We start from the raw sequence: 25,698 nt of genomic DNA, 5'->3' as shown, positions 1-25,698 counted from the left end.
TCCATCATTCTTATTCGGCTGATTCTACTGCGGCAAGCATGCGCACCACATCCACGGTTTCGGCGACGTCATGTACACGCAAAATACGCGCGCCCTTGGTCATCGCAAGCGCTGCCAGTGCAAGACCACCGTACAGCCGCTCACCCACCGGGCGATTCAACGCGAGCCCTATCATGCTCTTGCGCGAAACACCGACCAACAAAGGCCGACCAAGGGCATGCAGGGATTCCATATGCTTGAACAGGCTTAAGTTATGTTGCAGGGTCTTGGCGAAACCAAATCCGGGATCAAGGATGATTTTCTCCGGCGCAATTCCTACGCTGGCACATTGAGTCATCCTTTCAGCAAGAAACCCACTTACTTCACCAACGAGATCATCATAGTGCGGACTGTCCTGCATATTGCCGGGCTCTCCCAGCATATGCATAAGGCACACGGGCAAGCCGGTAGCCGCAGCCGCATCCAAGGCGCCGTCACGCTGAAGGGAACGCACATCATTGATCAGCCCCGCCCCCAGACGCGCCGTTTCGTGCATCACGGCAGGCGTCGATGTATCAACCGAGATGATCACATCCAGCTCACGGGCGATAAGCTCTACTATTGGAGCCACTCGCTCAAGCTCCTCCACAGGAGAAACTACGCGAGCGCCCGGCCGGGTGGACTCACCACCGACATCAATCAAGGTCGCGCCAGCGTTCATCATCGCCTCGGCATGACGCAACGCGGCATCCAACTGGCTGAAGCGGCCACCATCGGAAAAGGAATCGGGGGTTACATTGAGAATGCCCATGACATGCGTATGGGCCAAATCAAGAACCCGGTTGCCGCAAGGCAACCGGGTGGAGGACAACACAGAAGTCATTTCAAACCTTAGTGATCAGCTGCCGGGCCGCCGATAGGGGTTTCAGGCCGCTCATTCTGAACGACTGGCGGGGTGCCAGAAGTGCCCGAACCGCCTTCCCAATCGCGAGGCTCACGAGGCTCGCGACCCGCCATGATGTCATCGATCTGATCGGCATCTATGGTTTCGTACTTCATCAGCGCATCAGCCATTGCGTCCAGCTTGTCGCGGTTATCGGTCAGGATCTGCTTGGCCGTGCCATAGCACTGGTCAATGATGCTGCGCACTTCGGAGTCGATCAGCTTGGCTGTTTCACCGGAGAAGCTGGCACTCTGACCGCCACCGCCACGCCCCAAGAACACTTCACCTTCTTCCTCAGCATACATCAGAGGGCCCAGCTTTTCCGACAAGCCCCATTTCGTCACCATATTTCGTGCAATCTGACTGGCCCGCATGATGTCGTTGGAAGCGCCGGTGGTTACGCCGTCGAAACCCAAGGTCATCTCTTCAGCGATACGACCGCCATACAAAGAACAGATTTGGCTGATCAGCGCACGCTTGGAGAGGCTGTAACGATCTTCTTCCGGCAGAAACATGGTGACACCCAGCGCCCGACCACGAGGAATGATCGACACTTTGTAGACCGGATCGTGCTCAGGCACTACGCGACCGACAATGGCATGACCCGCCTCATGATAAGCAGTGTTCTGCTTCTCTTTTTCAGACATGACCATGGATTTACGCTCAGCGCCCATCATGATCTTGTCTTTAGCCAGCTCGAACTCCTTCATCTCAACGATGCGCTTGCCGGTACGGGCAGCAAACAGCGACGCTTCGTTCACCAGGTTGGCCAGGTCAGCACCAGAGAAGCCTGGCGTACCCCGCGCAATCACCGCTGGGGCTACGTCATCACCCATTGGCACTTTGCGCATGTGCACTTTCAAAATCTGCTCACGCCCACGAATATCTGGCAAGCCCACCACGACCTGCCGGTCGAAACGGCCTGGACGCAGCAACGCCGGGTCCAGTACGTCTGGTCGGTTGGTTGCGGCAATAACGATGATGCCGTCATTCATTTCGAAGCCATCCATCTCGACCAGCAACTGGTTGAGAGTCTGCTCACGCTCATCATGACCGCCACCCATGCCGGCGCCACGATGGCGACCTACGGCATCGATTTCGTCGATAAAAATGATGCAGGGAGCATGCTTCTTGGCCTGCTCGAACATATCGCGAACACGGCTGGCGCCCACACCGACAAACATTTCTACGAAGTCAGAACCGGAAATAGTGAAGAACGGCACCTTGGCCTCGCCGGCAATCGCCTTGGCCAGCAAGGTTTTACCGGTACCCGGAGGTCCAACCATCAGTACGCCACGGGGAATACGACCGCCCAGACGCTGGAACTTGCCTGGATCGCGCAGGAACTCGACCAGTTCGCCGACTTCCTCCTTGGCTTCGTCGCAACCGGCAACGTCCGCCAGGGTAGTCTTTACCTGATCTTCGGAGAGCAGGCGCGCCTTACTCTTGCCAAAGCTCATCGGCCCGCCCTTGCCTCCAGCACCGCCTTGCATCTGGCGCATGAAGAACATGAACACAGCAATAATCACCAGGATAGGAAAGCTGGCTACAAGCAGTTGAGTCCAGATGCTCTGCTGCTCAGGCTGCTTGCCCTCGACAACCACGTGGTTATCCACCAGGTCGCCGATCAAGCCATTGTCTGGGATATTCGGGCGAATGGTCTTGAAGCCATCGCCATCGTTGCGCTTGCCGGTGATAACCGCGCCATCGACCGTCACGCGCTCTACCTTGCCATCCTTGACTTGCTGGATGAAGTCGGAATAGTTGAGGGTCTGTGGCTCGTTAGGGCTGGAGAAGTTGTTCATCACCGTCACAAGGACAGCCGCGATGATCAACCACAGGATCAGATTCTTTGCCATATCGTTCAATTAACTACCCTCTGAAGCAAGCTCCGCTACTGGCGCGTGCTTCGCATGATATTCACCGGCCTAACTTACTACATTACCTACAACTCTGGCAGGCGCCGTCTGTAACCCTTTGTGAAACTTTGACTACACAATATTCGTAAAGCTTCGTGACGAAAGCGATATAAAAAAACCTATCGACTCCCTTCAAACCTTCAAAGACGCTCATCACTGGCGGCACCTTCGATGCCGCGGTACCCCCGCGCCAACAGGTATTGCTCGCGCGAGCGGTCTCGGGAAGAGTCCGGCTTACGCATCTGAACCTTGTCGAACAGCTTGCGGATGTTCTTGTGATATTCGTCGAAGCCTTCCCCTTGGAAGACCTTGACCAGGAAATCCCCACCCGGACGCAATACCCGCCCGGCCAGGTCCAGCGCCAGCTCGCAAAGGAACATGGCTCGCGGCATATCAACAGCCGGTAATCCACTCATATTGGGGGCCATGTCGGAAATCACAAGGTCAACCTGTGAATTTCCCACAGCCTCCAGGATCTCGGCCAGAACGGCATCCTGGGTAAAATCGCCGTGCACGAAGGTCACATCGGGGATGCTGTCCATCTCCAGGATATCGGAAGCGATCAACCGACCTTGCCCACCAATCAGACGACTGGCCACCTGGGACCAGCCACCCGGCGCAGCGCCCAGGTCTATCACGCTCATGCCGGGGCGAAACAATTTGTCCTTGTCCTGCAGCTCCAGCAGCTTGTAGCTGGCCCGGGAACGGTAACCATCCTTTTGCGCCTTTTTGACGTAAGGATCGTTGAAATGCTCTTGTAGCCACTTAAGGCTGGTTTTGGAACGGGCCACGGGCCACCTCGAAAATAAAACGGGTCGTGATTAACTGGGCGGTCCCGGACTCGCTCGGGTAAACTGGCCGCCGCTTTTTACAAGATCAGACGCAGGGGTCAGATTATGCCGCTCACTCAAGAGCAGAAGAAACAGTACAAATCCATTGGCCACCATCTGAAACCAGTTCTGATTGTGGCAGACAACGGTTTGACTGAAGGTGTGTTAGCCGAATTTGAACGCGCACTCAATGATCATGAACTGATCAAGATCAAGGTCAATATCCTTGATCGCGAAGCGCGCCTGGCCGCCGTTGCAGAACTGTGCAAGGTGGGCAAGGCAGACTTGGTTCAAGTCATCGGCAAGATGGCGCTGCTGTATCGCAAGAATTTCAGCGCCAATAAGCAATTGTCGAACGTCCATCGCTTCAAGTGATGAAAAGGGTCAAGGGCGTGCTTCGCGCGCCCCGCCACTCCACCCCGGTGCAGGCTGCATAATCAGCACCAAGCCAGAGAACCCTAGCACAAGATAGCTGAATAACTGCCAGCGCAACGCTTCCGGCACCCACACATGCAATACGCAAAACAATGCGCATGCATACAGCGCCATCAACAGCAGTTGGCCGCGAATATCCCGCCACAAACTCCCCAAGCCTTCAGCCTTGACCAGCACCAATGCCTGGATCGTCACGCACGCCGCCGAAAAACCCACCAGCAACCCGCTCAGCAATCCATCGATTTCATCGATGAGCAGCGGAGCCAGGCCTATCAGACCCAGCGCCGGCAATACACCGATGTGCAGCAGCCAAAGGCCGCCCACCCACAACATCTGGACAAGCTGCCAAAGCATGGCGCCCGCACGAAGCGGGCGCCGCCTTTCAGATGTGACGAACTTCAACGATCTCGTACTCGATCACGCCGCCAGGCGTCTTGACGGCCACCACATCACCCTCTTCCTTGGCAATCAAGGCGCGGGCCAGCGGTGAACCCACAGAGATCTTGCCGAGCTTGAAGTCAGCTTCATCCTCTCCAACGATGTGGTAGACAACGCTTTCGTCAGTCTCAACGTTGGCGATTTCCACGGTAGTACCGAAAATCACCTTGCCGGTGCGAGGAATGGTCGTCACATCAATCACCACCGAATTTTGCAGGCGGCCTTCGATGTCACGGATCCGCGCCTCGACCATACCTTGCTGCTCGCGAGCAGCGTGGTATTCGGCGTTTTCCTTTAAGTCACCCAGCTCGCGGGCCGTACCGATGTCCTGGCTCAGCTTTGGACGTACGACCTTGGTCAGATGAGCGTGCTCCTCTTCCAGCGCCTTGAAGCCCTGGACTGTCATTGGGTATTTGGTCATGCCTTCAATCCTGCGTGTAGATCCTGCAAGCGACGCACGGTCTTTTCCGGACCGAACTTGAGCGCTTCGCAGATAGCTTCGCCAGCAGCAATGGTGGTGGTGCAGTAAATCTTGTGCTGCAGGGCGTTACGACGAATGGAGTAGGAGTCCGCGATCGACTGGCGACCTTCGGTGGTGTTGATGATCAGGGTGACTTCGTCATTCTTGATCATGTCGACCACATGCGGACGGCCTTCCGTTACCTTGTTCACGCGACGCACTTTCAGGCCGGCAGCTTCGATCAGCTTGGCGGTCCCGGCAGTGGCGACGACTTCGAAGCCCAAGTTGATCAGATCACGCGCCACACCTGCAACCAGTGGCTTGTCGTCATCACGCACGCTGATGAACGCGGTACCGCCGGTCGGCAGCACTTCGCTTGCGCCCATCTGAGCCTTGGCGAACGCCTCGCCAAAGGTATCGCCCACGCCCATCACTTCACCGGTGGACTTCATCTCTGGGCCCAGGATCGGGTCCACGCCAGGGAATTTGGCGAATGGGAACACCGCCTCTTTCACGCTGTAGAAGTTCGGGATGATTTCCTTGGTGAAGCCGATTTCCTTCAAGGTCTTACCAGCCATCACGCGGGCAGCGATCATGGCCAGGGACACACCGATGCACTTGGAAACGAACGGCACGGTACGCGAAGCGCGCGGGTTGACTTCGATGACGTAGATGTCTTCGCCTTGCAGCGCCAACTGTACGTTCATCAGGCCGACCACGCCCAACTCCAGCGCCATCTTCTTGACCTGTTCACGCATCTCGTCCTGGATATGCAGCGGCAGCGAGTAAGGTGGCAGCGAGCACGCGGAGTCACCGGAGTGAACACCGACCTGCTCGATGTGCTGCATGATCGCGCCGATCACCACGTCGGTACCGTCGCAGACCGCATCTACGTCCATTTCGATAGCACAGTTGAGGAAGTGATCCAGCAGCACCGGGCTGTCGTTGGATACTTTCACCGCATCACGCAGGTAACGCTTGAGCTCTTCTTCCTCGTAGACGATTTCCATCGCACGACCGCCCAGTACGTAGGACGGGCGCACCACCAACGGGTAGCCGATCTTGCTGGCTGCACGGATGGCTTCGTCTTCGCTGCGCACGGTGGCGTTCGGCGGCTGACGCAGGTTCAGGCGCTCAACCATCTGCTGGAAGCGCTCACGGTCTTCGGCACGGTCGATTGCATCCGGGCTGGTACCGATGATCGGCACGCCGGCGGCCTCAAGGGCACGCGCCAGTTTCAGCGGTGTCTGGCCGCCATACTGGACGATCACGCCTTTAGGCTTCTCGACGCGACAGATTTCCAGCACGTCTTCCAGCGTTACCGGCTCGAAATACAAACGGTCGGACGTGTCGTAGTCAGTTGAAACAGTTTCCGGGTTGCAGTTGACCATGATGGTCTCGTACCCGTCTTCGCGCAGCGCAAGCGCGGCGTGTACGCAGCAATAGTCGAACTCGATGCCCTGGCCGATACGGTTCGGACCGCCGCCCAGGATAATGATCTTGTCGCGGCCCGACGGTGCGGCTTCGCACTCTTCCTCGTAGGTGGAGTAAAGGTACGCAGTGTCGGTGGCAAATTCGGCGGCGCAGGTGTCAACGCGCTTGTAGACCGGAAAGATATCCAGCTTATGGCGATGCGTGCGCAGGTTTTTCTCGGTCACACCCAGCAATTTGGCCAGGCGCTGGTCGGAGAAGCCTTTGCGCTTGAGGCGGAACATCAGGTCGCGGTCGATAGACGACAGACCTAGGGTCTTGACCTTCTCTTCTTCCTTGATCAGATCTTCGATCTGCACCAGGAACCAAGGGTCAATCATGTTCATGCCAAAGATATCTTCGACGGTCATGCCCGCACGGAAGGCGTCAGCCACGTACCAGATACGCTCGGCACCCGGCACGGTCAGCTCGCGCTTGAGCACGCTCATGCTCTCCGGGTTGCTCAGGTCAAGCTTCTCGTCCAGACCGCAAACGCCCACTTCCAGGCCACGCAGGGCTTTCTGCAGGGATTCCTGGAAAGTGCGGCCGATGGCCATGACTTCACCCACAGACTTCATCTGGGTGGTCAGGCGCGCGTCAGCCTTGGCGAATTTCTCGAAGGCAAAGCGCGGCAGCTTGGTCACAACGTAGTCGATGGACGGCTCGAAAGAGGCCGGCGTAGCGCCGCCCGTGATTTCGTTTTGCAGCTCGTCCAGGGTATAGCCGATAGCCAGCTTGGCAGCGATACGCGCAATCGGGAAGCCAGTAGCTTTCGAGGCAAGCGCCGAAGAACGCGATACACGCGGGTTCATCTCGATCACGACCATGCGGCCGGTATCCGGGCAGATGCCAAACTGAACGTTGGAACCACCGGTTTCAACGCCGATCTCACGCAATACCGCCAGCGAGGCGTTACGCATGATCTGGTATTCCTTGTCCGTCAGGGTCTGCGCCGGAGCAACGGTGATCGAATCGCCGGTGTGCACACCCATCGGGTCGAAGTTTTCGATGGAGCAGACGATGATGCAGTTGTCCTTTTTGTCGCGGACAACCTCCATCTCATACTCTTTCCAGCCGATCAGGGACTCGTCGATCAGCAGCTCTTTGGTCGGCGACAGATCCAGACCACGGGCGCAGATTTCTTCGAACTCTTCACGGTTGTAAGCAATGCCACCGCCGGTGCCGCCCATGGTGAAGGACGGACGGATAATGCACGGGAAGCCCAGTTTTTCGAGAACCGCGTTGGCCTCTTCCATGCTGTGGGCGATGCCGGAACGCGGGCAGTCAAGGCCGATGGACTTCATGGCTTTGTCGAAACGCGAACGGTCTTCAGCTTTGTCGATGGTATCGGCGTTGGCGCCGATCATCTCTACGCCAAACTTCTCCAGGACGCCTTCGCGCTCCAGGTCCAGGGCGCAGTTCAGGGCAGTCTGGCCACCCATGGTTGGCAACAACGCGTCCGGGCGCTCTTTTTCGATGATCTTGGCAACGGTCTGCCATTTGATCGGTTCGATGTAGGTGGCGTCGGCCATGTCCGGGTCGGTCATGATGGTGGCCGGGTTGGAGTTCACCAGGATGACGCGGTAGCCCTCTTCGCGCAGGGCTTTACAGGCCTGGGCGCCGGAGTAGTCGAATTCGCAGGCCTGGCCGATCACAATCGGGCCAGCGCCGAGAATCAGGATGCTTTTTATGTCTGTACGTTTTGGCATGGGTTTGTCACTCAAATCCGCAGGTCAGTCGGCAAGCCGTCTTGAACAATCTTTGAAGAGCCAGCGGGGGCCACCGAGGTTCGGGGCCGCCCGCAGGCCGCTCACTCAGCGTCGCTTGGCCATCTCATTGATGAAACGGTCGAACAGCGGCGCGACGTCGTTCGGGCCCGGGCTGGCTTCAGGGTGGCCCTGGAAGCTGAACGCGCTCTTGTCGGTGCGCTCGATGCCTTGCAGGGAGCCGTCGAACAGCGACTTGTGAATGGCGCGGACGTTGCCCGGCAAAGTCGCCTCATCCACCGCAAAACCGTGGTTCTGGCTGGTGATCATTACAACGCCGGTATCCAGGTCTTGCACGGGATGGTTGGCACCATGATGGCCGTGACCCATTTTCAGGGTTTTGGCGCCGGAGGCCAGGGCCAGCAACTGGTGGCCGAGGCAGATACCGAATACCGGAATCTCGGTCTCCAGCACTTCCTTGATTGCCTGGATGGCATAGTCGCAAGGTTCCGGGTCACCCGGCCCGTTGGACAGGAACACACCGTCCGGCTGCAGGGCCAGTACGTCGCTGGCAGGCGTTTGCGCCGGCACCACGGTAACGCGACAGCCACGCTCGACCAGCATGCGCAGGATGTTGTACTTCACACCGTAGTCATAAGCGACAACGTGGTAAGGCAGGTCCGCGGACTCGATGGTCGCGTGGCTGTCAGTCTTCAGATCCCAGACGGTGGAGCGCCACTCGTACTGTTCCTTGGTGCTGACGACTTTCGCCAGGTCCATGCCTTTCAGGCCAGGGAAGCCTTGCGCCGCGGCAATCGCCGCCTCTTCGGAAATATCGTCGCCGACCATGATGCAGCCGTTCTGCGAGCCTTTTTCACGCAGGATGCGCGTGAGGCGGCGCGTATCGATACCGGCAATCGCCACAACGTTGTTGGCTTTCAGGTAGTCCGACAGCGACATCGTGTTACGCCAGTTGCTTGCAACCAGCGGCAAGTCACGGATCACCAGGCCGGCCGACCAGACACGATCAGACTCGACGTCTTCCGGCGTAGTACCGGTGTTGCCGATGTGCGGATAGGTCAGGGTAACAATCTGTTGGGCGTAGGAAGGATCGGTAAGGATTTCCTGATAGCCGGTCATGGCGGTGTTAAACACCACCTCTCCAACGGTCTGACCGTCGGCTCCAATGGCTTCGCCGCGAAAAATGCTGCCATCAGCAAGGGCGAGTATGGCTGGCTTAGTCAAGAAGACCTCCCGTAAATAAAGCCTGAAAGGGCGATCGCAGGTTGTAAAAAAGCGGAGTGACGTATGGACACGTCACCCCGCTTCTTCACTGAATTATTCTGCGCGCTTTTAGTGGACACACTAAAGCTGTAGCTTACAGAAAAAGGTTTTTTTGGTCCACCGCTAAAGAGCCTAAAAGGCAGGAGAATGCGACAGGGCGTCGCTTAGCGGGTAAAAACGGGGCCTCAGGATAATCCCGAGGCCCTGTTTTAGCTACTGATTAGTGCAAATCCAGCACATCGCGCATGTCGTACAGGCCAGGTTCGCGACCTTCCAACCAGAGCGCCGCACGCACCGCGCCCTTGGCAAATGTCATGCGACTGGAGGCCTTATGAGTGATTTCCAGCCGCTCGCCTTCTGTGGCGAACAGCACGGTATGGTCACCCACCACATCACCACCGCGAACGGTTGCAAAACCAATGGTGTCACGCGCACGTGCGCCGGTATGACCTTCACGACCGTACACCGCCACCTTCGACAGGTCGCGACCCAGCGCATCGGCAATCGCTTCTCCCATACGCAGCGCAGTCCCGGACGGGGCATCGATCTTGTGACGGTGATGAGTTTCGATGATCTCGATATCCGCTTCATCCCCAAGCACACGAGCCGCCATATCCAGCAACTTGAGCGACAGGTTCACGCCGATACTGAAGTTGGCGGCGAAGACGACAGGGATATCCTTGCCCGCCTCCACCAGCAATTGCTTTTGCTCAGCCGTCAAGCCGGTGGTACCAATGACCATGGCCTTGCCTGCCTTGCGGCAGAATGCAAGATTTTTGAGCATGACGTCGGGCAAGGTGAAATCGATCAGTACGTCGAACTCCTCAACCACCTGCTCAAGACTGCCGGACATCGACACCCCGATACGACCCAACGAGGCCAACTCACCGGCGTCCGCACCGATCAACGTGCTGCCAGGGCGAACAATGGCCGCTGTCAGCCCCGAGGCCGGCGAGCGCTGCTGCACCGCCTCGACCAATGTTTTGCCCATGCGCCCGGCGGCACCCATTACGGCTATACGTCGCATACTCACTTCCTTACAGGTCGCCGAAGAAGCGCTTCACGCCTTCGAAGAAGCCAGTGGTTTTCGGCGAATGGGTGTCGTCGCCTTCCAGCGAACTGCGAAACTCCTCAAGCAGCTCGCGTTGACGGCGATTCAGATTGACCGGTGTCTCCACCGCCACCCGACACATCAGGTCGCCAGCACCGCCGCCACGCACCGGGGCAACGCCCTTGCCGCGAATACGGAACTGCTTGCCGGTCTGCGTCCCCTCAGGGATCTTGAGCTTCACGCGACCATCAAGAGTCGGGATCTCCAGCTCGCCACCCAAGGCCGCATCGACAAAGCTGATTGGCACTTCACAGAACAGGTGCTTGCCGTCGCGCTGGAAGATCGAATGCTCGCGCACATTGATCACCACGTACAGGTCGCCCGTTGGGCCACCCTGAGCACCCGCCTCGCCTTCACCCGACAGACGAATACGATCCCCGGTATCCACGCCGGTCGGCACTTTCACCGACAACGTCTTGTACTCTTCGACACGACCTTCGCCGTGGCAGGAGTCGCACGGATCGGAAATGATCTTGCCCTGGCCATGGCAGCGCGGGCAGGTCTGCTGCACCGAGAAGAAGCCCTGCTGCATCCGCACCTGGCCAATACCGCCACAGGTCGGACACGTAATCGGCGCGGAGCCTTTTTTGGCACCCGAACCGTCGCACGGCTTGCAGTTCACCAGCGTCGGCACACGGATATTGACGCTGGTACCGCGCACGGCTTCTTCCAGGTTCAGCTCAAGGGTGTAGCGCAAGTCGCTGCCACGCTGGGCGCCACCACGCTGGCCACCCCGACCACCACCGAAGAAGTCGCTGAATACATCGCCAAAAATATCGGAGAAATTCTGACCACCAAAACCGGCACCGCCGCCGCCCATGCTTGGATCGACACCAGCATGGCCATACTGGTCGTAGGCCGCACGTTTGTTGGGATCAGACAGGCATTCGTAGGCCTCGTTGGCCTCCTTGAACATTTCTTCGGATTCTTTGCTATCCGGATTACGGTCTGGGTGATGCTTCATCGCCAGGCGACGGTAAGCCTTTTTCAGGTCCGCCTCGCTGGAGCCACGCTCCACACCCAATACTTCGTAATAGTCACGCTTTGCCATAAGTCTTTGCACTCTTAAGGACGTTCAGCCAGACCCTCCTGAGCCTCGCCAAACTCGTTGAGCCCCAATACAGGCCCGGACCCAACTCACGTCAATTCAACGATCCTGGACATTACTGCTTTTAGCCAGGGACCCGGCCAAAAAAGCGGTATTTATTGCTCGGAAAGCAGGAGCATTCCCGATCACACCGCCAGCATCCGAACGTTGTCGCACGCTGTAAAAATTCGCATACCCCAGACACACCAACGCGGGAGCAAGCTCCCGCGCGGCGACATCCTACCAGTCACCGCTGGACAGCGGTCAACCGGGCGACCAACTTACTTGTGGTCTTTGACTTCTTCAAACTCAGCATCGACAACGTCATCATGCTTGGCTTCAGACTCTGCTTGCTGCGCAGCACCTTCAGCCGGCTGGCCTTGCTCGGCGTACATCTTTTGGGCAACCGGCGCGGAGACTTTCGACAGCTCCTCGACCTTGACCTCGATCGCGGCCTTGTCGTCGCCCTTGATGGCAGCTTCCAGGGCAACCACGGCAGCTTCAATCGCGGTCTTCTCTTCAGCGGTCACTTTGTCGCCAGCATCCGCAACCATTTTGCGCGTCGAGTGAACAAGCGCATCACCCTGGTTACGCGCACCGGCCAGCTCTGCGAACTTGGCATCCGCTTCGGCGTTGGCTTCAGCATCACGAATCATCTGTTGAATTTCTTCATCAGACAGACCGGAGTTGGCCTTGATGGTGATCTTCTGCTCTTTGCCGGTCGCCTTGTCTTTCGCGCCGACGTGCAGGATGCCGTTGGCATCGATGTCGAAGGTCACTTCGATTTGCGGCACGCCACGTGGAGCCGGTGGAATCTCGGCCAAGTCGAACTTGCCCAGGGACTTGTTCTGCGCAGCCTGCTTACGCTCACCTTGCAGCACGTGGATGGTCACAGCGCCCTGGTTGTCATCAGCCGTCGAGAACACCTGGGATTTCTTGGTAGGAATCGTGGTGTTTTTCTCGATCAGCGCAGTCATCACGCCGCCCATGGTTTCGATACCCAGGGTCAGCGGGCTGACGTCCAGCAGCAGCACGTCTTTCACGTCACCGGCCAATACCGCGCCCTGGATGGCAGCACCCATGGCAACTGCTTCGTCCGGGTTCACATCCTTACGCGCTTCTTTACCGAAGAACTCGGTGACTTTCTGCTGCACCAGCGGCATACGAGTCTGGCCACCAACGAGGATGACGTCATTGATGGAGCCAACGTCGATACCGGCGTCTTTCAGTGCGATACGGCAAGGCTCGATGGTGCGCTGCACCAAGTCTTCAACGAGCGCTTCCAGCTTGGCGCGGGAAATTTTCACGTTCAAGTGCTTAGGACCCGTGGCGTCTGCAGTGATGTACGGCAGGTTCACGTCGGTCGACTGAGCGGAAGACAGTTCGATCTTGGCTTTCTCGGCAGCTTCTTTCAGGCGCTGCATCGCCAGCGGGTCGCCCTTGAGGTTCATGCCGCTTTCTTTCTTGAATTCGTCAACGAGGTAGTCGATCAGACGAATGTCAAAGTCCTCGCCACCCAGGAAGGTGTCACCGTTGGTGGCCAACACTTCGAACTGGTGCTCGCCGTCCACTTCAGCGATCTCGATCACGGAAACGTCGAAGGTACCGCCACCCAGGTCATAAACGATCACTGTGTGATCGCCCTTGGCCTTATCCATGCCGTAGGCCAGAGCAGCCGCGGTAGGTTCGTTGATGATACGTTTTACGTCCAGGCCCGCGATGCGGCCGGCGTCTTTGGTCGCCTGGCGCTGACTGTCGTTAAAATAGGCCGGAACGGTGATCACCGCCTCGGTGACGGCTTCGCCCAGATAGTCTTCGGCTGTCTTCTTCATCTTTTTCAAGACTTCAGCCGAGATCTGCGGTGCAGACATTTTGTTGCCGTTTACTTCAACCCAGGCGTCACCATTGTCAGCCTTGGCGATTTTGTACGGCACCATCTTGATGTCTTTTTGTACGACTTCTTCGTCGAACTTACGACCGATCAGACGCTTTACCGCGTACAGGGTGTTGTGCGGGTTGGTGACAGCCTGACGCTTGGCCGACTGACCAACGAGGATCTCGCCATCGTTGGCGTAAGCAATGATCGACGGCGTAGTACGCGCACCTTCGGCGTTTTCGATAACTTTGGCTTTGCCGTTTTCCATGACGGAGACGCAGGAGTTGGTGGTCCCCAGGTCGATACCGATGATTTTGCCCATGATTTACTCTCCCGAAACTTGAATTTGGTTGCCGCAGCAGTGGTGGCTAACTGCGGTAGCACTTAAACGCTTGACTTATAAATGGGGGCCTTGCGGCAGATTTCAAGCCTGCTCATCAATAGAAGGCGAAACGGGTGCAGGAGCCTTGCTCACCACCACCATCGCCGGGCGCAGCAAGCGGCCGTTGAGCAGATAACCCTTCTGGAACACTTTCAACACGCTGTTTGGCTCAAGGTCATGGCTTTCCTGCATGGCCATTGCCTGGTGATGCTCAGCATTGAATGGCTCGCCGCCTTGCGGATCGATGGCTTCCAACTGATAACGCTTCAGGGTGTCCTGGAACATTTTCAGCGTCAGCTCGATCCCTTCGCGCATCGGACGGATGTTTTCGTCGTCCGGGTTGGACAGCTCAAGACCACGCTCCAGGCTGTCGATGATCGGCAGCAAATCACTGGCAAATTTCTCCAGCGCGAACTTGTGCGCTTTTTCTACATCCTGCTCGGCACGGCGGCGGACGTTCTGCAGATCGGCGGCAACACGCAAAGACTGATCCTGCGCAGCGACCAACTGCTCTTCGAGCACTTGCACGCGAGTTGCCAGTTCATCACCGACGGCCGAATTGGCGTCTGGAGCTTGCGTATCCTGCGTCTGTTCGTCAGCCATAGTTTTCTCCTTTCAAAATCATGCACGAGCTCAACTCGCGCTTCTGTTCCGGTATATGGGGTCACAATTTCCAGGTTCAAGAGCGCGAACGTCAGCAAAAGTCTTTCCGGTGCCCAGGATCAATTCCTGCTCCTTACATTCCCCGTCGCGCTTAAAAAACGTTCACATCAAACGAATCGAGCTAAGCGCGAGGATTGTCAGCTCCAGACAAAACACTGTATAAATAACCAGACCTAACACCTGGGAGCGGCCGTCATGCTCGTGCACCTGTCTGTACATAACTACGCCATCGTTGAACATCTGGATCTCGAACTGGATCGCGGGATGAGCGTAATCACAGGCGAAACCGGCGCCGGCAAGTCGATCATGCTCGACGCCCTGGGCCTGACCCTGGGCGACCGCGCCGACAGTGGCGTAGTGCGCCCCGGTGCAGAAAAGGCCGACATCCTCGCCACCTTCGATCTATCAGACATTCCCGAAGCCGAAACCTGGCTGACCGAGCGCGACCTCAATAATGAAGGCCCCTGCATTCTGCGCCGGGTCATCACCGCCGAAGGGCGCTCCCGCGGCTATATCAACGGCACCCCCTGCCCTCTTGGCGATTTGAAAGCCCTGGGCGAGTTGTTGATCGACATCCACAGCCAGCACGAACACCAGTCACTGCTCAAAACCGATACCCATCGCCGGCTGCTCGATGAATACGCAGGCGCCACTGACCTTGCGCGCCAAGTCCAGTTGGCTGCCCAACGCTGGCGCCAAACGCGCCAAGAGCTGGAACGCCTCTCCAACTCGGGCGATGAACAACGTGCTCGGCATCAACTTCTCAGCTACCAGCTTGAAGAATTGGAAAGCCTGGGTCTTGGCGAGACGGAGCTGGAGCAACTGGAGCAGGAACACAAAAACCTGACCAATGCCGAAACCCTGCTGGGTATCTGCCGCCAGGTGGTGGAGCAATGCAGCGAAAGCGATTCTGGCAATGTGCTCAACGCACTTACCGCCAGCCTCAATCGGCTATCCAGCGTAAATAGCGCCTCAGGCTCGCTAAGCGAGGCGACCACGCTGCTGACCAGTGCGCAAATACAAGTCGAGGAGGCTGTGGGCGAACTGAATCGTTTTCTGGACCACTTCGATGCCGACCCGGCGCGCCTGCAAGAAATAGAAGAGCGCCTGGACACCATCTATACCCTGGCGCGCAAACATCGAATCCAGCCCACTGAAGTGGCAACGATGCAGCAAAAACTGCTCGATGAAATCGAGACGTTGAATGCCAATGACGAATCCATTGAGCGACTGGGCGAAGAGCTCACCTCTTTTGCCCGCCACTATCAAGAGAAAGCCCGGGAACTGAGCGACCTGCGCCAACAGGCCGCCACAAGCCTGGCCAGCGCCGTAGAGCAGGAAATTCAGCGCCTGGGCATGCCGGGTGGGCGCTTCACCATTGAGCTGCGCGCCAACGCCGGCCATGAGCTGCAGCCCCACGGACTGGAACAGGTAGAACTACTGGTCAGCGCCAACCCGAGGCCAGCCGCTCAAGGCACTGGCAAAAGTGGCGTCTGGTGGCGAGCTGTCGCGAATCAGCCTGGCGATCCAGGTGATTACCGCGCAAACCTCACGGGTACCGACATTGGTATTCGACGAAGTTGACGTCGGTATCGGCGGGCCGACTGCGGAAATTGTTGGCCAGCTGTTGCGCCGCCTGGGGGACCGGGGCCAGGTGCTTACGGTCACGCACCTGCCACAAGTGGCAGCCCAAGGGCACCAGCACTTGTTTGTGCACAAGGTAAGAGGCAGCGATGCGACACATACTGCGGTATCCAAGCTGAACAAGTCGGAGCGAGTGGAAGAAGTGGCGCGAATGCTCGGCGGGATAGACTTGACCAAAGAGTCTTTGGCTCACGCCAAAAAAATGGTTGTAGCCGCCAAGGCCTGAATACCTCTCCTATAGAAAGCACGAAGGCGACCCTAAGGTCGCCTTCGATCGTTTCGCAGAGCAATTCTGCGTCGTTTTTACTTTTTCTTACGGATGTACAACACCAGATTGTGGTCGACCAGATCGAAGCCATGCTCTTCAGCAATCTTATGCTGCAGCGCTTCGATTTCGGGGCTGGTGAACTCGATAACCTCGTTGGTATCCAGGTCAACCATGTGATCGTGATGACCACCGTCAGCCAATTCGAACACCGCATGACCGCCGTCGAAATTATGACGAACCACCAGCCCTGCGGCTTCAAACTGGGTCAGTACACGGTAAACCGTGGCCAGGCCGACATCCTCGTTAGACTCCATCAGCGCCTTGTAAACATCCTCGGCACTCATGTGACGCTGCTCAGCAGAATCGAGCATTTGTAGAATCTTGACTCGTGGCAGAGTCACTTTAAGACCGGCTTTGCGTAGTTCGCTATTTTCAACCATGGTTAGCTTTCTCGCGGATGCTGCTTCGCAGCTTCTCTTAATACGGGTATGATCGGCGTTTACGTTGTCCCAGCCAAGATAGTGGAAGTCGCCCACCGATGCAAAACACCAAGCTCTTGCTAACCAGTTTCACCTTTGTGGGACTGCTCGCACTCGCCGGTTGTTCATTCCCCGGGGTTTACAAAATCGACATCCAGCAGGGCAATGTCGTCACGCAGGACATGATAGACCAGTTACGCCCGGGAATGACCCGACGGCAAGTAAGGTTTATCATGGGCAATCCCCTGCTGACCGACACTTTCCATGCCGATCGCTGGGATTATCTCTATAGCCTCCAGCCTGGTGGCGGTGAACGCCAACAGGAGCGCGTCAGCGTCATTTTCAATGGCAATGACCAGCTCGTCAGCCTGTCCGGCGACTTCATGCCTGGCGTGAGCCGTGACGAAGCCCTGCTCGGCAAGGACAACGGGACCAACGTGACCGCGCCAGCGCAGGAAAGCGAGAAGCCGAAGTCCGAAGTACCGGCCAAGCCTGGGTCCTTGCTCGACAAGATCCAGAAGGACGTCGACGGGGTCGAAACCGTTCCAGTCCCGACGCCTCAGCCTCTGGACACCAGCCCGCAGTAACTTCGTGGCGCTCAACAAAAAGCCCGGCATGCCGGGCTTTTTGTTGCCTGTGGTTTGGCGACTTTATAAAGACTGCTGCTTGGCCAGCGCCGCCTTGGCCGCACGTAGCCTGCGGACTTCCTTAGGGTCTACCAGCAAGGGGCGGTAGATTTCAATACGATCCCCCGCTTGCACAGCGCGCGCATCAGCGTCTGCGACTACCTTGCCGAAGACCCCCAAAGGGCAGCCCGCCAGGTCCACTCCAGGAAATTGCGCCGCCATCCCCGACGCCAGCACCGCGGCTCGCAGACTGGTTCCCGGCGCCACCGCAACCGCCAACAGAACCTGACGATCAACAGCGGCGTACACCACCTCAATCTCAACCATGCAGTTGCTTGGCTCGCTGGCAGAATGCATCGACCAAGGTGTTGGCCGCCTGATTGAACAAAGGCCCCAACGTCGCGCGCACAATCGGCCCCGCGTAATCGAACGAGAGGTCCAGACTGATCTTGCAAGCCTTGTCGGTCAGCGCCTTGAACACCCACACGCCGTGCAGTTGGGTAAATGGCCCTTCCTGCAGATTCATTTCAATGGACTTGCCCGGCACCAGCACATTGCGCGTCACAAAATGCTGGCTAAGGCCACCCTTGGCCACCCCGACACTGGCGACCATGTGCTCCTCACTGCCTTCCAACACTTCGGCGGTGGAGCACCACGGCAAGAATTCCGGGTAACGCGCCACGTCGTTGACCAGGTCATATAGCGCCTGCGCCGGATAAGGCAGCAGGGCCGAGCGTTGAATATGCGTCGTCATGTGTGCGTTATTTCCACAGCTGAGCAGCAAACATCGCGAAAGAACAGGCCGATTCGCGAGAGAAAAAAACCAAAGAACTGCCCGCATTGTCCGGGATTCGTCCAACACGCTCAAGCACGCAGGTTGACCGTAGCCGATACGCTCGCAACTCCCTATAATGCCGCCCCTATGGCTAAACAAAAGAAACACCCCACAGGGACCATCGCGCAAAATAAAAAGGCGCGACACGATTACTTCATCGAACATCGTTTCGAGGCTGGTCTGGTCCTGGCCGGCTGGGAAGTAAAAAGTCTGCGCGCCAGCAAGCTGCAACTGGTCGACAGCTACGTACTGCTCAAAGATGGCGAGGCATGGCTGCTCGGCAGTCATATCACCCCGCTGACCACCGCGAGCACCCACGTGATTGCCGACCCGGTGCGCACGCGCAAGCTATTGCTCAATGCCCGCGAACTGGAAAAACTCGCTGCCGCCGTACAGCAGAAGGGCTATGCCTGCATCTGCCTGTCCTGGTATTGGAGCAAGCATCTGGTCAAGTGCGAGATCGCCCTGGGCAAGGGCAAGAAGGAATACGACAAGCGTGATACCGAGCGCGAGCGCGATTCCAACCGCGAGCTGCACCGCGCGGTACGCAACAAAGGCAAGGAAGAATAGCCGTTGCCACGATGTAGCCCTGGGTAACCCCTGGGCTACATTCCTTTACGCCGCTCCGCACGCGCTACCCGCTGAACCTCCTGACGCACTTCCTCCAACACCTCCTGCACATACTCCAAATGACGCGTTGAGACTTCTCGCGCCTGCTCGGCCCGCCCTTCGATAATCGCCAGGTACAAATCCCGGTGCTGACTGATCAGCATGTCGCGGGTTTCCGTACGCTGCTGGTACATGCCACCAATGTTGGTCACCACGTTACGCTTGAGCAGGTCGAACAAACCGCGAATGGTGTGCAGCAACACCGCATTATGGCTGGCCTCGGCAATTGCCAAGTGGAACCTCGCATCCGCCACCCCCTCCTCGGCCCGGCTCACTTCGTCGACACGGGTGTAGCAATCCTGAAGGGCATCAAACGCAGCGGTCAGCCGCTCGCGATCGACTTCGGTCGCACGCAACGCGGCGTAATAGGCACAGGACGCTTCAAGCGTCTGACGAAACTCCAGCAGGTCGCGCTGCGCTTCAGGGTTGTTTTCCAGCAAGTGCAGCAGCGGATCGCTGAAGGTCGACCCCAGGGACTCTGCGACATAATTGCCGCCGCCCTGACGACTCACCAACAGCCCTTTGGCAGCCAGCTTCTGGATAGCCTCCCGCAACGATGGGCGCGATACGCCAAACCGCTCAGCCAAGGCGCGCTCGGCCGGCAAGCGCTCGCCCGACTTCAACGTGCCCTCGAGAATCATGCCCTCAAGTTGCTCGACAATATCGTCAGACAAACGGCGCTGACGCACCTGATCAAACCCCATAACTCGCTCTCCACCATCCCGACCACTCGCCGGGCCCTCTATTCTGGCCTATCGCCAAACTTCCAGCACCTATCAGAACACCTTCGTTTTACCCGATCAGAGGCCTCCAGCAGCGACCTACGACCAAAGTTTCGCAGGCGGCAAATTGACACATCCTCCGAAGGCTTTTAACCTAGCCGACAGCGATTGTAAATTGGTATTACCAATTATCCAAGCTGACCAAACAACAACAATCAGGGGCCACCCCATATGCAAACCTGGCAACAGCTCTACAGCCCACTCGGCAGCCTCGGCCTGTCCGCATTGGCCGCCGTCATTCCGATCGTATTCTTCTTCCTGGCCCTGGCCGTGTTCCGCCTCAAAGGCCATGTAGCTGGCAGCATCACGCTCGCGCTGTCGATCCTGGTCGCAATCTTTGCCTTCCAGATGCCGGTGGACATGGCGTTCGCAGCCGCCGGTTATGGCTTCGCCTATGGCCTCTGGCCTATCGCGTGGATCATCGTCGCGGCCGTGTTCCTCTACAAACTCACCGTCAAGAGCGGCCAGTTCGAGATCATTCGCAGCTCAGTCCTGTCGATCACTGACGACCAGCGCCTGCAAGTCCTGCTGATCGGCTTCTGCTTCGGGGCCTTCCTCGAAGGTGCCGCCGGCTTCGGCGCTCCCGTGGCGATCACCGCCGCATTGCTGGTAGGCCTGGGTTTCAACCCGCTGTACGCAGCCGGGCTGTGCCTGATTGCCAACACCGCGCCCGTTGCCTTCGGCGCCCTGGGCATCCCGATCATCGTTGCCGGCCAAGTGACCGGCATCGATGCGTTCAAGATTGGCGCCATGACAGGCCGGCAACTGCCCCTGCTGTCACTGTTCGTGCCGTTCTGGCTAGTGTTCATGATGGACGGCCTGCGCGGCGTGCGCGAAACCTGGCCGGCAGCACTGGTGGCAGGCTTGAGCTTTGCTATCACCCAATACTTCACCTCCAACTTCATCGGCCCCGAACTGCCGGACATCACCTCGGCCCTGGCCAGCCTGATTTCCCTCACCCTATTCCTGAAAGTCTGGCAACCCAAGCGCACCGCAGGCGCGCAGATTGCCGGCGCCACCTCCGGCGTAGCGATCACCGCCAGCGCCGGCGGCTTCGGCTTACCCCGCAGCACCGTCGCCTCGCCTTACAGCTTGGGCCAGATCTTCAAAGCCTGGTCGCCGTTCCTGATCCTCACCGTACTCGTCACCATCTGGACCCTCAAACCGTTCAAGGCGATGTTCGCCGCCGGCGGGTCGATGTACAGCTGGGTGTTCAACTTCGCGATCCCACATCTGGACCAATTGGTGGTCAAAGTCGCGCCGATCGTCACCGCCCCGACCGCCGTTGCGGCCGTCTTCAAGCTGGACCCGATTTCAGCGACCGGCACCGCGATCTTCTTCTCTGCCCTGATCTCAATGCTGGTCCTGAAGATCGACATAAAAACTGGTCTTACCACTTTTAAAGAGACCTTTTACGAACTGCGCTGGCCAATCTTGTCTATCGGCATGGTGTTGGCATTCGCCTTTGTCACCAACTACTCCGGCATGTCCTCGACCATGGCCTTGGTATTGGCCGGCACCGGCGCAGCCTTCCCGTTCTTCTCGCCGTTCCTTGGCTGGCTGGGGGTTTTCCTGACAGGCTCCGACACATCCTCCAACGCCTTGTTCAGCTCGCTGCAAGCCACCACCGCGCACCAGATCGGCGTCAACGACACGCTGCTGGTGGCCGCGAACACCAGCGGCGGCGTGACCGGCAAAATGATCTCACCACAATCAATCGCCGTGGCCTGCGCCGCCACCGGGCTGGTCGGCAAAGAATCCGACCTGTTCCGCTTCACCCTCAAGCACAGCCTGTTTTTCGCCACGATCGTCGGGCTGATCACGCTGGCCCAGGCCTACTGGTTTACCGGCATGCTGGTGCACTGAGACCTGCACGTAATAGGGTAAGAACCGACGCCGGTCCCTTATACCGGCGTCAGCTACTTCTGGAGGACCCATGAGCCTGCCTGCCGCTTTCCTTGCTGACGTCGCACAGCTGATTCCGAAACAGCGGTGCTTTGACGACCCGCTTTCCACCCTCGCATTCGGCACAGACGCCAGCTTTTACCGACTGATCCCACAACTGGTTATCCGCGTGGAGTCGGAAGACGAAGTGGTCGCTCTGCTGCAACTGGCCCAGCGCGACCGCGTGCCGGTGACTTTTCGCGCAGCCGGCACCAGCCTGTCCGGGCAAGCGATAAGCGACTCGGTGCTGATCGTGCTGGGGGATAACTGGAACGGCCGCGAAATTCGCGGGCAAGGCACGCAGATCCGCTTGCAGCCCGGCGTGATCGGCGCCCAGGTCAATGCGTGGCTGGCACCGTTCGGGCGCAAGATCGGGCCGGACCCGGCGTCGATCAATGCCTGCAAGATCGGCGGAATCGCCGCCAACAATGCCAGCGGCATGTGTTGTGGTACCGCTCAAAACACCTATCACACCCTCGCCGGCATCCGCCTGGTGCTGGCCGACGGCAGTCGCCTGGACACCGAAGACGCGGCCAGCGTCAGCGCCTTTCGCGAACAGCACGGCGCTCTGCTTGAGCGCCTGGCGACATTGGGGCGCGAGACGCGGGCAAATGCCGAACTGGCTGCGAAAATCCGCCACAAATATCGCCTGAAAAATACCACCGGCCTGTCACTCAACGCCCTGGTCGATTTTGACGAGCCGCTGGATATTCTCAGCCATCTGCTGATAGGTTCCGAAGGGACCTTGGGGTTTATCAGCGCCATCACCTACGACACTGTGGTCGATCACCCGAACAAGGCGTCGGCATTAATCGTGTTTCCGGACGTTGAAACCTGCTGCAACGCAGTGACCGTTCTGAAAACCCAACCAGTCTCAGCCGTAGAATTATTGGATCGACGCAGCATGCGCTCGGTGCAGGACAAACCGGGCATGCCGCCTTTCGTACAGCACCTTTCGGAAAATGCCTGCGCCCTGCTCATCGAATCCCGCGCTGCGTCGCCCTCCCTGCTGCACGAACAACTGGCGCTGATCATGGCGTCCCTGGCCGTTTTTCCGGTTGAGAAACAGGTCGATTTCACCGAAGACCCCACAGAAAACGCGCGGCTGTGGGCAATCCGCAAAGACACCTTCCCCGCCGTCGGCGCGGTGCGCAAAACCGGCACCACGGTAATTATCGAAGACGTGACCTTCCCGGTCGAACAACTGGCCATCGGCGTGAACCGTTTGATCGAGCTGTTCGACAAACATCACTACGACGAAGCCATCCTTTTCGGACACGCCCTGGAAGGCAATCTGCACTTCGTGTTCACCCAAGGCTTCAACAGCGCGCAAGAAGTCGCACGCTATCAAGCGTTCATGGACGACGTCGCACAGTTGGTAGCCGTGGAGTTCGGCGGCTCATTGAAAGCCGAGCACGGCACCGGCCGCAATATGGCGCCTTTCGTGGAGTTGGAATGGGGCAGCGAGGCTTACCAGTTGATGTGGCAGCTCAAGCGCCTGCTCGACCCCAGCGGCATCCTCAACCCGGATGTGGTGCTCAGCGAAGACCCGCAGATTCACCTCAAGCACCTCAAACCGCTGCCTGCCGCCGATGAACTGGTGGACAAGTGCATCGAGTGCGGGTTCTGCGAGCCGGTCTGCCCATCCAAGGGGCTGACCTTGAGCCCGCGCCAGCGCATCGTGATCTGGCGTGATATCCAGGCGAAGAAACGCGCCGGCATCGATACCGCAAAACTGGAAGAGGCCTACCACTATCAAGGCATCGACACCTGCGCGGCTACCGGGCTGTGTGCCCAACGCTGTCCTGTGGGAATAAATACCGGCGATCTGGTGAAAAAGTTGCGCAGCCGTAACGCCGACCGTACGAAAACGGCCGAATGGCTTGCCACCCATTTCGCCACCGCATTGCAGGGAGCACGCTTTACCCTGCACGTGGCTAATGGCGCACGCATGCTGCTGGGCGCACCTCGCCTGGCGAAGCTATCGGCTAAGGTGACCAAACTGTCCAACGGGCAAATCCCGCAGTGGACCAACGCCATGCCTCAGCCGGAAAAAGCCATTCGCTTCAGCCCGCCGGTGATGGACGAACGCCCTCGCGTTGTCTACCTCGCGGCTTGCGTGTCACGTGCCATGGGCCCGGCTGCCGATGATAAAGAGCAAATGTCGCTGTACGACAAAACCCGTGGCCTGCTGGAAAAAGCCGGTTACCAGGTGGTACTTCCCGACAACCAGGACAGCCTGTGCTGCGGCCAGCCGTTCGCCTCCAAAGGCTACACCGAACAGGCCGAACACAAACGCCAGGAACTGATCGGCGCCCTGCTCCACGCCAGCCGTGGTGGCCTTGACCCCATCTATTGCGACACCAGCCCCTGCACCCTGCGCCTGGTGCAAGACCTCGGCGAAACGCGGCTGGACCTCTACGACCCCGTGCGTTTTATCCGCACGCACCTGATCGACCGCCTTGATTTCACACCTCAGGATGCGCCAATCGCCGTGCACGTCACCTGCAGCACCCAGCACCTTGGCGAGAGCCAGGCATTGATCGACCTGGCCCGGCGCTGCGCTAAAACCGTAGTGATCCCGGAAGGCATCCACTGCTGTGGCTTTGCCGGTGACAAAGGCTTCACCACGCCGGAACTCAACGCCCACTCGCTGCGCTCCCTCAAAGACGCGGTGCAACATTGCAGCGAAGGTATCTCCACCAGCCGCACCTGCGAAATCGGCCTGAGCCAACATGGCGGCATCGACTACCACGGGTTGGTATACCTCGTGGACCGCGTTACCCAGGCCCGCGCCCTCCACTAATCCTGCAAAAAAACAGAACCCCTGCGCTCCGGCGCAGTCATCTGCATAGGCCTCGGCGAACGAGGCCCATCAGTGATGTCGCTGGCAGCACTTGAACGCCAGCAGCGTCGAGCCCTTTTGCGCAAGGAGATACCCTATGAAGCGTTCCGCTCTTGCTGGCTTGTTCATTACCGCGGCAATGCTGGCCTCCCCTGTTTTCGCGGCGGGCGAGCCCGATCTGTGCAAGATCAACCTGGATAAAATCAACAACGGCAAGGCGCTGCTCGCGACCGACACCACGGGCAAAAGCGGCGAAATCGACACCGCCGTCTCCCAGGCCAAAGCCGCCCACGCCGCCGGTGACGACAAGAAGTGCATCGAGATCACGTCCAAAGCCCTGCAAGATTTGCAGAACAACGAGAAAGGCGGTCAGTAAACGATGGGCCAACCTACGGGTTGGCCTTCCGTGAGCATTTGGCGTACACTGCACAGGCTTGTCACTCACTGGAAACAACGAGTTACAAGCACGGGGCCGTTTAGGATTCGACGCCGGTCGCGAAACTTTAGGTGCATGCCGAGTTGGTAACAGAACTCGTAAATCCACTGTTGCAACTACTTATAGTTGCCAATGACGAAAACTACGGCCAGGAATTCGCTATCGCTGCGTAAGCAGCCTTAGACCTGAGCTTCTGGTACCTTCGGGTCCAGCAATCACCAGGGGATGTCTGTAAACCCAAAGTGATTGTCATATAGAACAGAATCGCCGTGCAGTACGTTGTGGACGAAGCGGCTAAAACTTACACAACTCGCCCAAAGCACCCTGCCAGTCGGGTCGCTGAGGGTTAACTTAATAGACACGGCTAAGCATGTAGTACCGACAGCGGAGTACTGGCGGACGGGGGTTCAAATCCCCCCGGCTCCACCACTTCAACATCTAAAGACGTCCACGGACGTCTTTTTTTGTGCCTGAAATCCAGTAAATACGCGGCTTACAGGGCTATTGGGGGCTTTCGAGGTTTTTTGAGTTCCAGGTGATTTGGTATTCCCAATGGTATTCCCGGCTACCCGGCGCTAATCTTGGGA

The 25,698-nt window shown here is 58.2% G+C and carries 21 protein-coding genes, 1 other RNA gene and 1 pseudogene; 8 read left to right on the top strand and 15 right to left on the bottom strand.

What is annotated here, in order from left to right; translation table 11 throughout:
• Positions 1 to 10 precede the first annotated feature (10 nt).
• The 3 genes from folP to rlmE form a co-directional block, all read right to left on the bottom strand.
• On the bottom strand, positions 11 to 862 hold the full coding sequence (folP, locus tag AB4O23_RS08285) for a dihydropteroate synthase (RefSeq protein WP_068935259.1): 852 nt from the start codon (positions 860 to 862) through the stop codon (positions 11 to 13).
• An 8-nt stretch (positions 863 to 870) separates the two neighbouring features.
• A complete protein-coding gene (gene ftsH, locus AB4O23_RS08280) occupies positions 871 to 2,781 on the bottom strand; it encodes an ATP-dependent zinc metalloprotease FtsH (RefSeq protein ID WP_032883474.1) in 1,911 nt (636 codons plus the stop codon).
• A 200-nt stretch (positions 2,782 to 2,981) separates the two neighbouring features.
• Positions 2,982 to 3,632: a 23S rRNA (uridine(2552)-2'-O)-methyltransferase RlmE gene (rlmE, locus tag AB4O23_RS08275; protein WP_017528794.1), complete on the bottom strand. Its 651-nt coding sequence runs from the start codon at positions 3,630 to 3,632 to the stop codon at positions 2,982 to 2,984.
• 105 nt (positions 3,633 to 3,737) lie between these two features.
• On the opposite strand from rlmE, the gene yhbY reads away from it, so the two are divergent.
• Positions 3,738 to 4,046: a ribosome assembly RNA-binding protein YhbY gene (gene yhbY, locus AB4O23_RS08270; protein ID WP_017528795.1), complete on the top strand. Its 309-nt coding sequence runs from the start codon at positions 3,738 to 3,740 to the stop codon at positions 4,044 to 4,046.
• Between the two features lie 9 nt (positions 4,047 to 4,055).
• On the opposite strand, the gene AB4O23_RS08265 is transcribed toward yhbY, so the two are convergent.
• From AB4O23_RS08265 to grpE, 8 genes are all read right to left on the bottom strand, one after another.
• Complete coding sequence (locus AB4O23_RS08265) at positions 4,056 to 4,460, bottom strand: MFS transporter (RefSeq protein ID WP_068935257.1); 405 nt, start codon at positions 4,458 to 4,460, stop codon at positions 4,056 to 4,058.
• Between the two features lie 28 nt (positions 4,461 to 4,488).
• Positions 4,489 to 4,965: a transcription elongation factor GreA gene (greA, locus tag AB4O23_RS08260; protein WP_017528797.1), complete on the bottom strand. Its 477-nt coding sequence runs from the start codon at positions 4,963 to 4,965 to the stop codon at positions 4,489 to 4,491.
• On the bottom strand, positions 4,962 to 8,183 hold the full coding sequence (gene carB, locus AB4O23_RS08255) for a carbamoyl-phosphate synthase large subunit (RefSeq protein ID WP_460105828.1): 3,222 nt from the start codon (positions 8,181 to 8,183) through the stop codon (positions 4,962 to 4,964). Before carB ends, greA begins: the two co-directional genes overlap by 4 nt.
• A 105-nt stretch (positions 8,184 to 8,288) precedes the next feature.
• The gene (gene carA, locus AB4O23_RS08250; RefSeq protein ID WP_065876786.1) at positions 8,289 to 9,425 is read right to left on the bottom strand and encodes a glutamine-hydrolyzing carbamoyl-phosphate synthase small subunit; all 1,137 of its coding nucleotides are present in this window, start codon (positions 9,423 to 9,425) and stop codon (positions 8,289 to 8,291) included.
• 259 nt (positions 9,426 to 9,684) lie between these two features.
• Complete coding sequence (gene dapB / locus AB4O23_RS08245; RefSeq protein WP_065876785.1) at positions 9,685 to 10,491, bottom strand: 4-hydroxy-tetrahydrodipicolinate reductase; 807 nt, start codon at positions 10,489 to 10,491, stop codon at positions 9,685 to 9,687.
• 10 nt (positions 10,492 to 10,501) lie between these two features.
• The gene (gene dnaJ / locus AB4O23_RS08240; RefSeq protein WP_460069913.1) at positions 10,502 to 11,626 is read right to left on the bottom strand and encodes a molecular chaperone DnaJ; all 1,125 of its coding nucleotides are present in this window, start codon (positions 11,624 to 11,626) and stop codon (positions 10,502 to 10,504) included.
• A gap of 317 nt (positions 11,627 to 11,943) precedes the next feature.
• Positions 11,944 to 13,860, bottom strand: a complete 1,917-nt coding sequence (gene dnaK / locus AB4O23_RS08235; RefSeq protein ID WP_460147254.1) for a molecular chaperone DnaK — start codon at positions 13,858 to 13,860, stop codon at positions 11,944 to 11,946.
• Between the two features lie 102 nt (positions 13,861 to 13,962).
• Complete coding sequence (gene grpE / locus AB4O23_RS08230) at positions 13,963 to 14,523, bottom strand: nucleotide exchange factor GrpE (RefSeq protein WP_065876784.1); 561 nt, start codon at positions 14,521 to 14,523, stop codon at positions 13,963 to 13,965.
• 255 nt (positions 14,524 to 14,778) lie between these two features.
• On the opposite strand from grpE, the pseudogene recN reads away from it, so the two are divergent.
• Positions 14,779 to 16,453, top strand: a pseudogene (recN, locus tag AB4O23_RS08225) (DNA repair protein RecN).
• Positions 16,454 to 16,530: 77 nt separating this feature from the next.
• Here the strand turns inward: recN and fur are convergent.
• Positions 16,531 to 16,935 carry a ferric iron uptake transcriptional regulator gene (gene fur, locus AB4O23_RS08220; protein WP_003194220.1) on the bottom strand — a complete coding sequence of 135 codons (405 nt, stop codon included), beginning with the start codon at positions 16,933 to 16,935 and terminating at the stop codon, positions 16,531 to 16,533.
• 98 nt (positions 16,936 to 17,033) lie between these two features.
• On the opposite strand from fur, the gene AB4O23_RS08215 reads away from it, so the two are divergent.
• Entirely contained in the window at positions 17,034 to 17,561 is a 528-nt protein-coding gene (locus AB4O23_RS08215) for an outer membrane protein assembly factor BamE (RefSeq protein WP_017528805.1), read from the top strand.
• A gap of 63 nt (positions 17,562 to 17,624) precedes the next feature.
• Here the strand turns inward: AB4O23_RS08215 and AB4O23_RS08210 are convergent, their stop codons facing one another.
• Entirely contained in the window at positions 17,625 to 17,927 is a 303-nt protein-coding gene (locus AB4O23_RS08210; RefSeq protein WP_267864373.1) for an RnfH family protein, read from the bottom strand.
• Positions 17,920 to 18,354 (bottom strand): type II toxin-antitoxin system RatA family toxin, encoded by a 435-nt coding sequence (locus AB4O23_RS08205; protein ID WP_017528807.1) that lies wholly within the window; start codon positions 18,352 to 18,354, stop codon positions 17,920 to 17,922. Before AB4O23_RS08205 ends, AB4O23_RS08210 begins: the two co-directional genes overlap by 8 nt.
• Before the next feature lie 168 nt (positions 18,355 to 18,522).
• On the opposite strand from AB4O23_RS08205, the gene smpB reads away from it, so the two are divergent.
• The gene (gene smpB / locus AB4O23_RS08200; protein ID WP_003176160.1) at positions 18,523 to 19,005 is read left to right on the top strand and encodes an SsrA-binding protein SmpB; all 483 of its coding nucleotides are present in this window, start codon (positions 18,523 to 18,525) and stop codon (positions 19,003 to 19,005) included.
• A gap of 35 nt (positions 19,006 to 19,040) precedes the next feature.
• Here the strand turns inward: smpB and AB4O23_RS08195 are convergent, their stop codons facing one another.
• Positions 19,041 to 19,808 (bottom strand): FCD domain-containing protein, encoded by a 768-nt coding sequence (locus AB4O23_RS08195; protein WP_017528808.1) that lies wholly within the window; start codon positions 19,806 to 19,808, stop codon positions 19,041 to 19,043.
• Positions 19,809 to 20,057: 249 nt separating this feature from the next.
• On the opposite strand from AB4O23_RS08195, the gene AB4O23_RS08190 reads away from it, so the two are divergent.
• From AB4O23_RS08190 to ssrA, 4 genes are all read left to right on the top strand, one after another.
• Positions 20,058 to 21,752, top strand: a complete 1,695-nt coding sequence (locus AB4O23_RS08190) for a lactate permease LctP family transporter (RefSeq protein ID WP_017528809.1) — start codon at positions 20,058 to 20,060, stop codon at positions 21,750 to 21,752.
• Between the two features lie 70 nt (positions 21,753 to 21,822).
• Positions 21,823 to 24,636, top strand: a complete 2,814-nt coding sequence (locus AB4O23_RS08185; protein ID WP_460069915.1) for an FAD-binding and (Fe-S)-binding domain-containing protein — start codon at positions 21,823 to 21,825, stop codon at positions 24,634 to 24,636.
• 136 nt (positions 24,637 to 24,772) lie between these two features.
• Positions 24,773 to 25,051 carry a hypothetical protein gene (locus AB4O23_RS08180; protein WP_017528811.1) on the top strand — a complete coding sequence of 93 codons (279 nt, stop codon included), beginning with the start codon at positions 24,773 to 24,775 and terminating at the stop codon, positions 25,049 to 25,051.
• A gap of 92 nt (positions 25,052 to 25,143) precedes the next feature.
• Positions 25,144 to 25,540: a transfer-messenger RNA gene (gene ssrA, locus AB4O23_RS08175) on the top strand.
• Positions 25,541 to 25,698: the final 158 nt, after the last annotated feature.

This window comes from Pseudomonas sp. H2_A10, assembly GCF_054680085.1.
The sequence above is the reverse complement of the archived record's forward strand: the minus strand, read 5'-3'. Positions and strand labels throughout refer to the sequence as shown.

What these genes read in the sequence shown, in the direction of transcription:
- ftsH (WP_032883474.1), bottom strand. Translation starts at nt 2,781, where the DNA reads ATGGCAAAGAATCTGATCCTGTGGTTGATCATCGCGGCTGTCCTTGTG.
- folP (WP_068935259.1), bottom strand. Translation starts at nt 862, where the DNA reads ATGACTTCTGTGTTGTCCTCCACCCGGTTGCCTTGCGGCAACCGGGTT.
- greA (WP_017528797.1), bottom strand. Translation starts at nt 4,965, where the DNA reads ATGACCAAATACCCAATGACAGTCCAGGGCTTCAAGGCGCTGGAAGAG.
- AB4O23_RS08185 (WP_460069915.1), top strand. Translation starts at nt 21,823, where the DNA reads ATGAGCCTGCCTGCCGCTTTCCTTGCTGACGTCGCACAGCTGATTCCG.
- AB4O23_RS08190 (WP_017528809.1), top strand. Translation starts at nt 20,058, where the DNA reads ATGCAAACCTGGCAACAGCTCTACAGCCCACTCGGCAGCCTCGGCCTG.
- dnaJ (WP_460069913.1), bottom strand. Translation starts at nt 11,626, where the DNA reads ATGGCAAAGCGTGACTATTACGAAGTATTGGGTGTGGAGCGTGGCTCC.
- AB4O23_RS08210 (WP_267864373.1), bottom strand. Translation starts at nt 17,927, where the DNA reads ATGGTTGAGATTGAGGTGGTGTACGCCGCTGTTGATCGTCAGGTTCTG.
- fur (WP_003194220.1), bottom strand. Translation starts at nt 16,935, where the DNA reads ATGGTTGAAAATAGCGAACTACGCAAAGCCGGTCTTAAAGTGACTCTG.
- smpB (WP_003176160.1), top strand. Translation starts at nt 18,523, where the DNA reads ATGGCTAAACAAAAGAAACACCCCACAGGGACCATCGCGCAAAATAAA.
- carB (WP_460105828.1), bottom strand. Translation starts at nt 8,183, where the DNA reads ATGCCAAAACGTACAGACATAAAAAGCATCCTGATTCTCGGCGCTGGC.
- AB4O23_RS08205 (WP_017528807.1), bottom strand. Translation starts at nt 18,354, where the DNA reads ATGACGACGCATATTCAACGCTCGGCCCTGCTGCCTTATCCGGCGCAG.
- dapB (WP_065876785.1), bottom strand. Translation starts at nt 10,491, where the DNA reads ATGCGACGTATAGCCGTAATGGGTGCCGCCGGGCGCATGGGCAAAACA.
- AB4O23_RS08265 (WP_068935257.1), bottom strand. Translation starts at nt 4,460, where the DNA reads ATGCTTTGGCAGCTTGTCCAGATGTTGTGGGTGGGCGGCCTTTGGCTG.
- yhbY (WP_017528795.1), top strand. Translation starts at nt 3,738, where the DNA reads ATGCCGCTCACTCAAGAGCAGAAGAAACAGTACAAATCCATTGGCCAC.
- AB4O23_RS08195 (WP_017528808.1), bottom strand. Translation starts at nt 19,808, where the DNA reads ATGGGGTTTGATCAGGTGCGTCAGCGCCGTTTGTCTGACGATATTGTC.
- grpE (WP_065876784.1), bottom strand. Translation starts at nt 14,523, where the DNA reads ATGGCTGACGAACAGACGCAGGATACGCAAGCTCCAGACGCCAATTCG.
- AB4O23_RS08180 (WP_017528811.1), top strand. Translation starts at nt 24,773, where the DNA reads ATGAAGCGTTCCGCTCTTGCTGGCTTGTTCATTACCGCGGCAATGCTG.
- dnaK (WP_460147254.1), bottom strand. Translation starts at nt 13,860, where the DNA reads ATGGGCAAAATCATCGGTATCGACCTGGGGACCACCAACTCCTGCGTC.
- AB4O23_RS08215 (WP_017528805.1), top strand. Translation starts at nt 17,034, where the DNA reads ATGCAAAACACCAAGCTCTTGCTAACCAGTTTCACCTTTGTGGGACTG.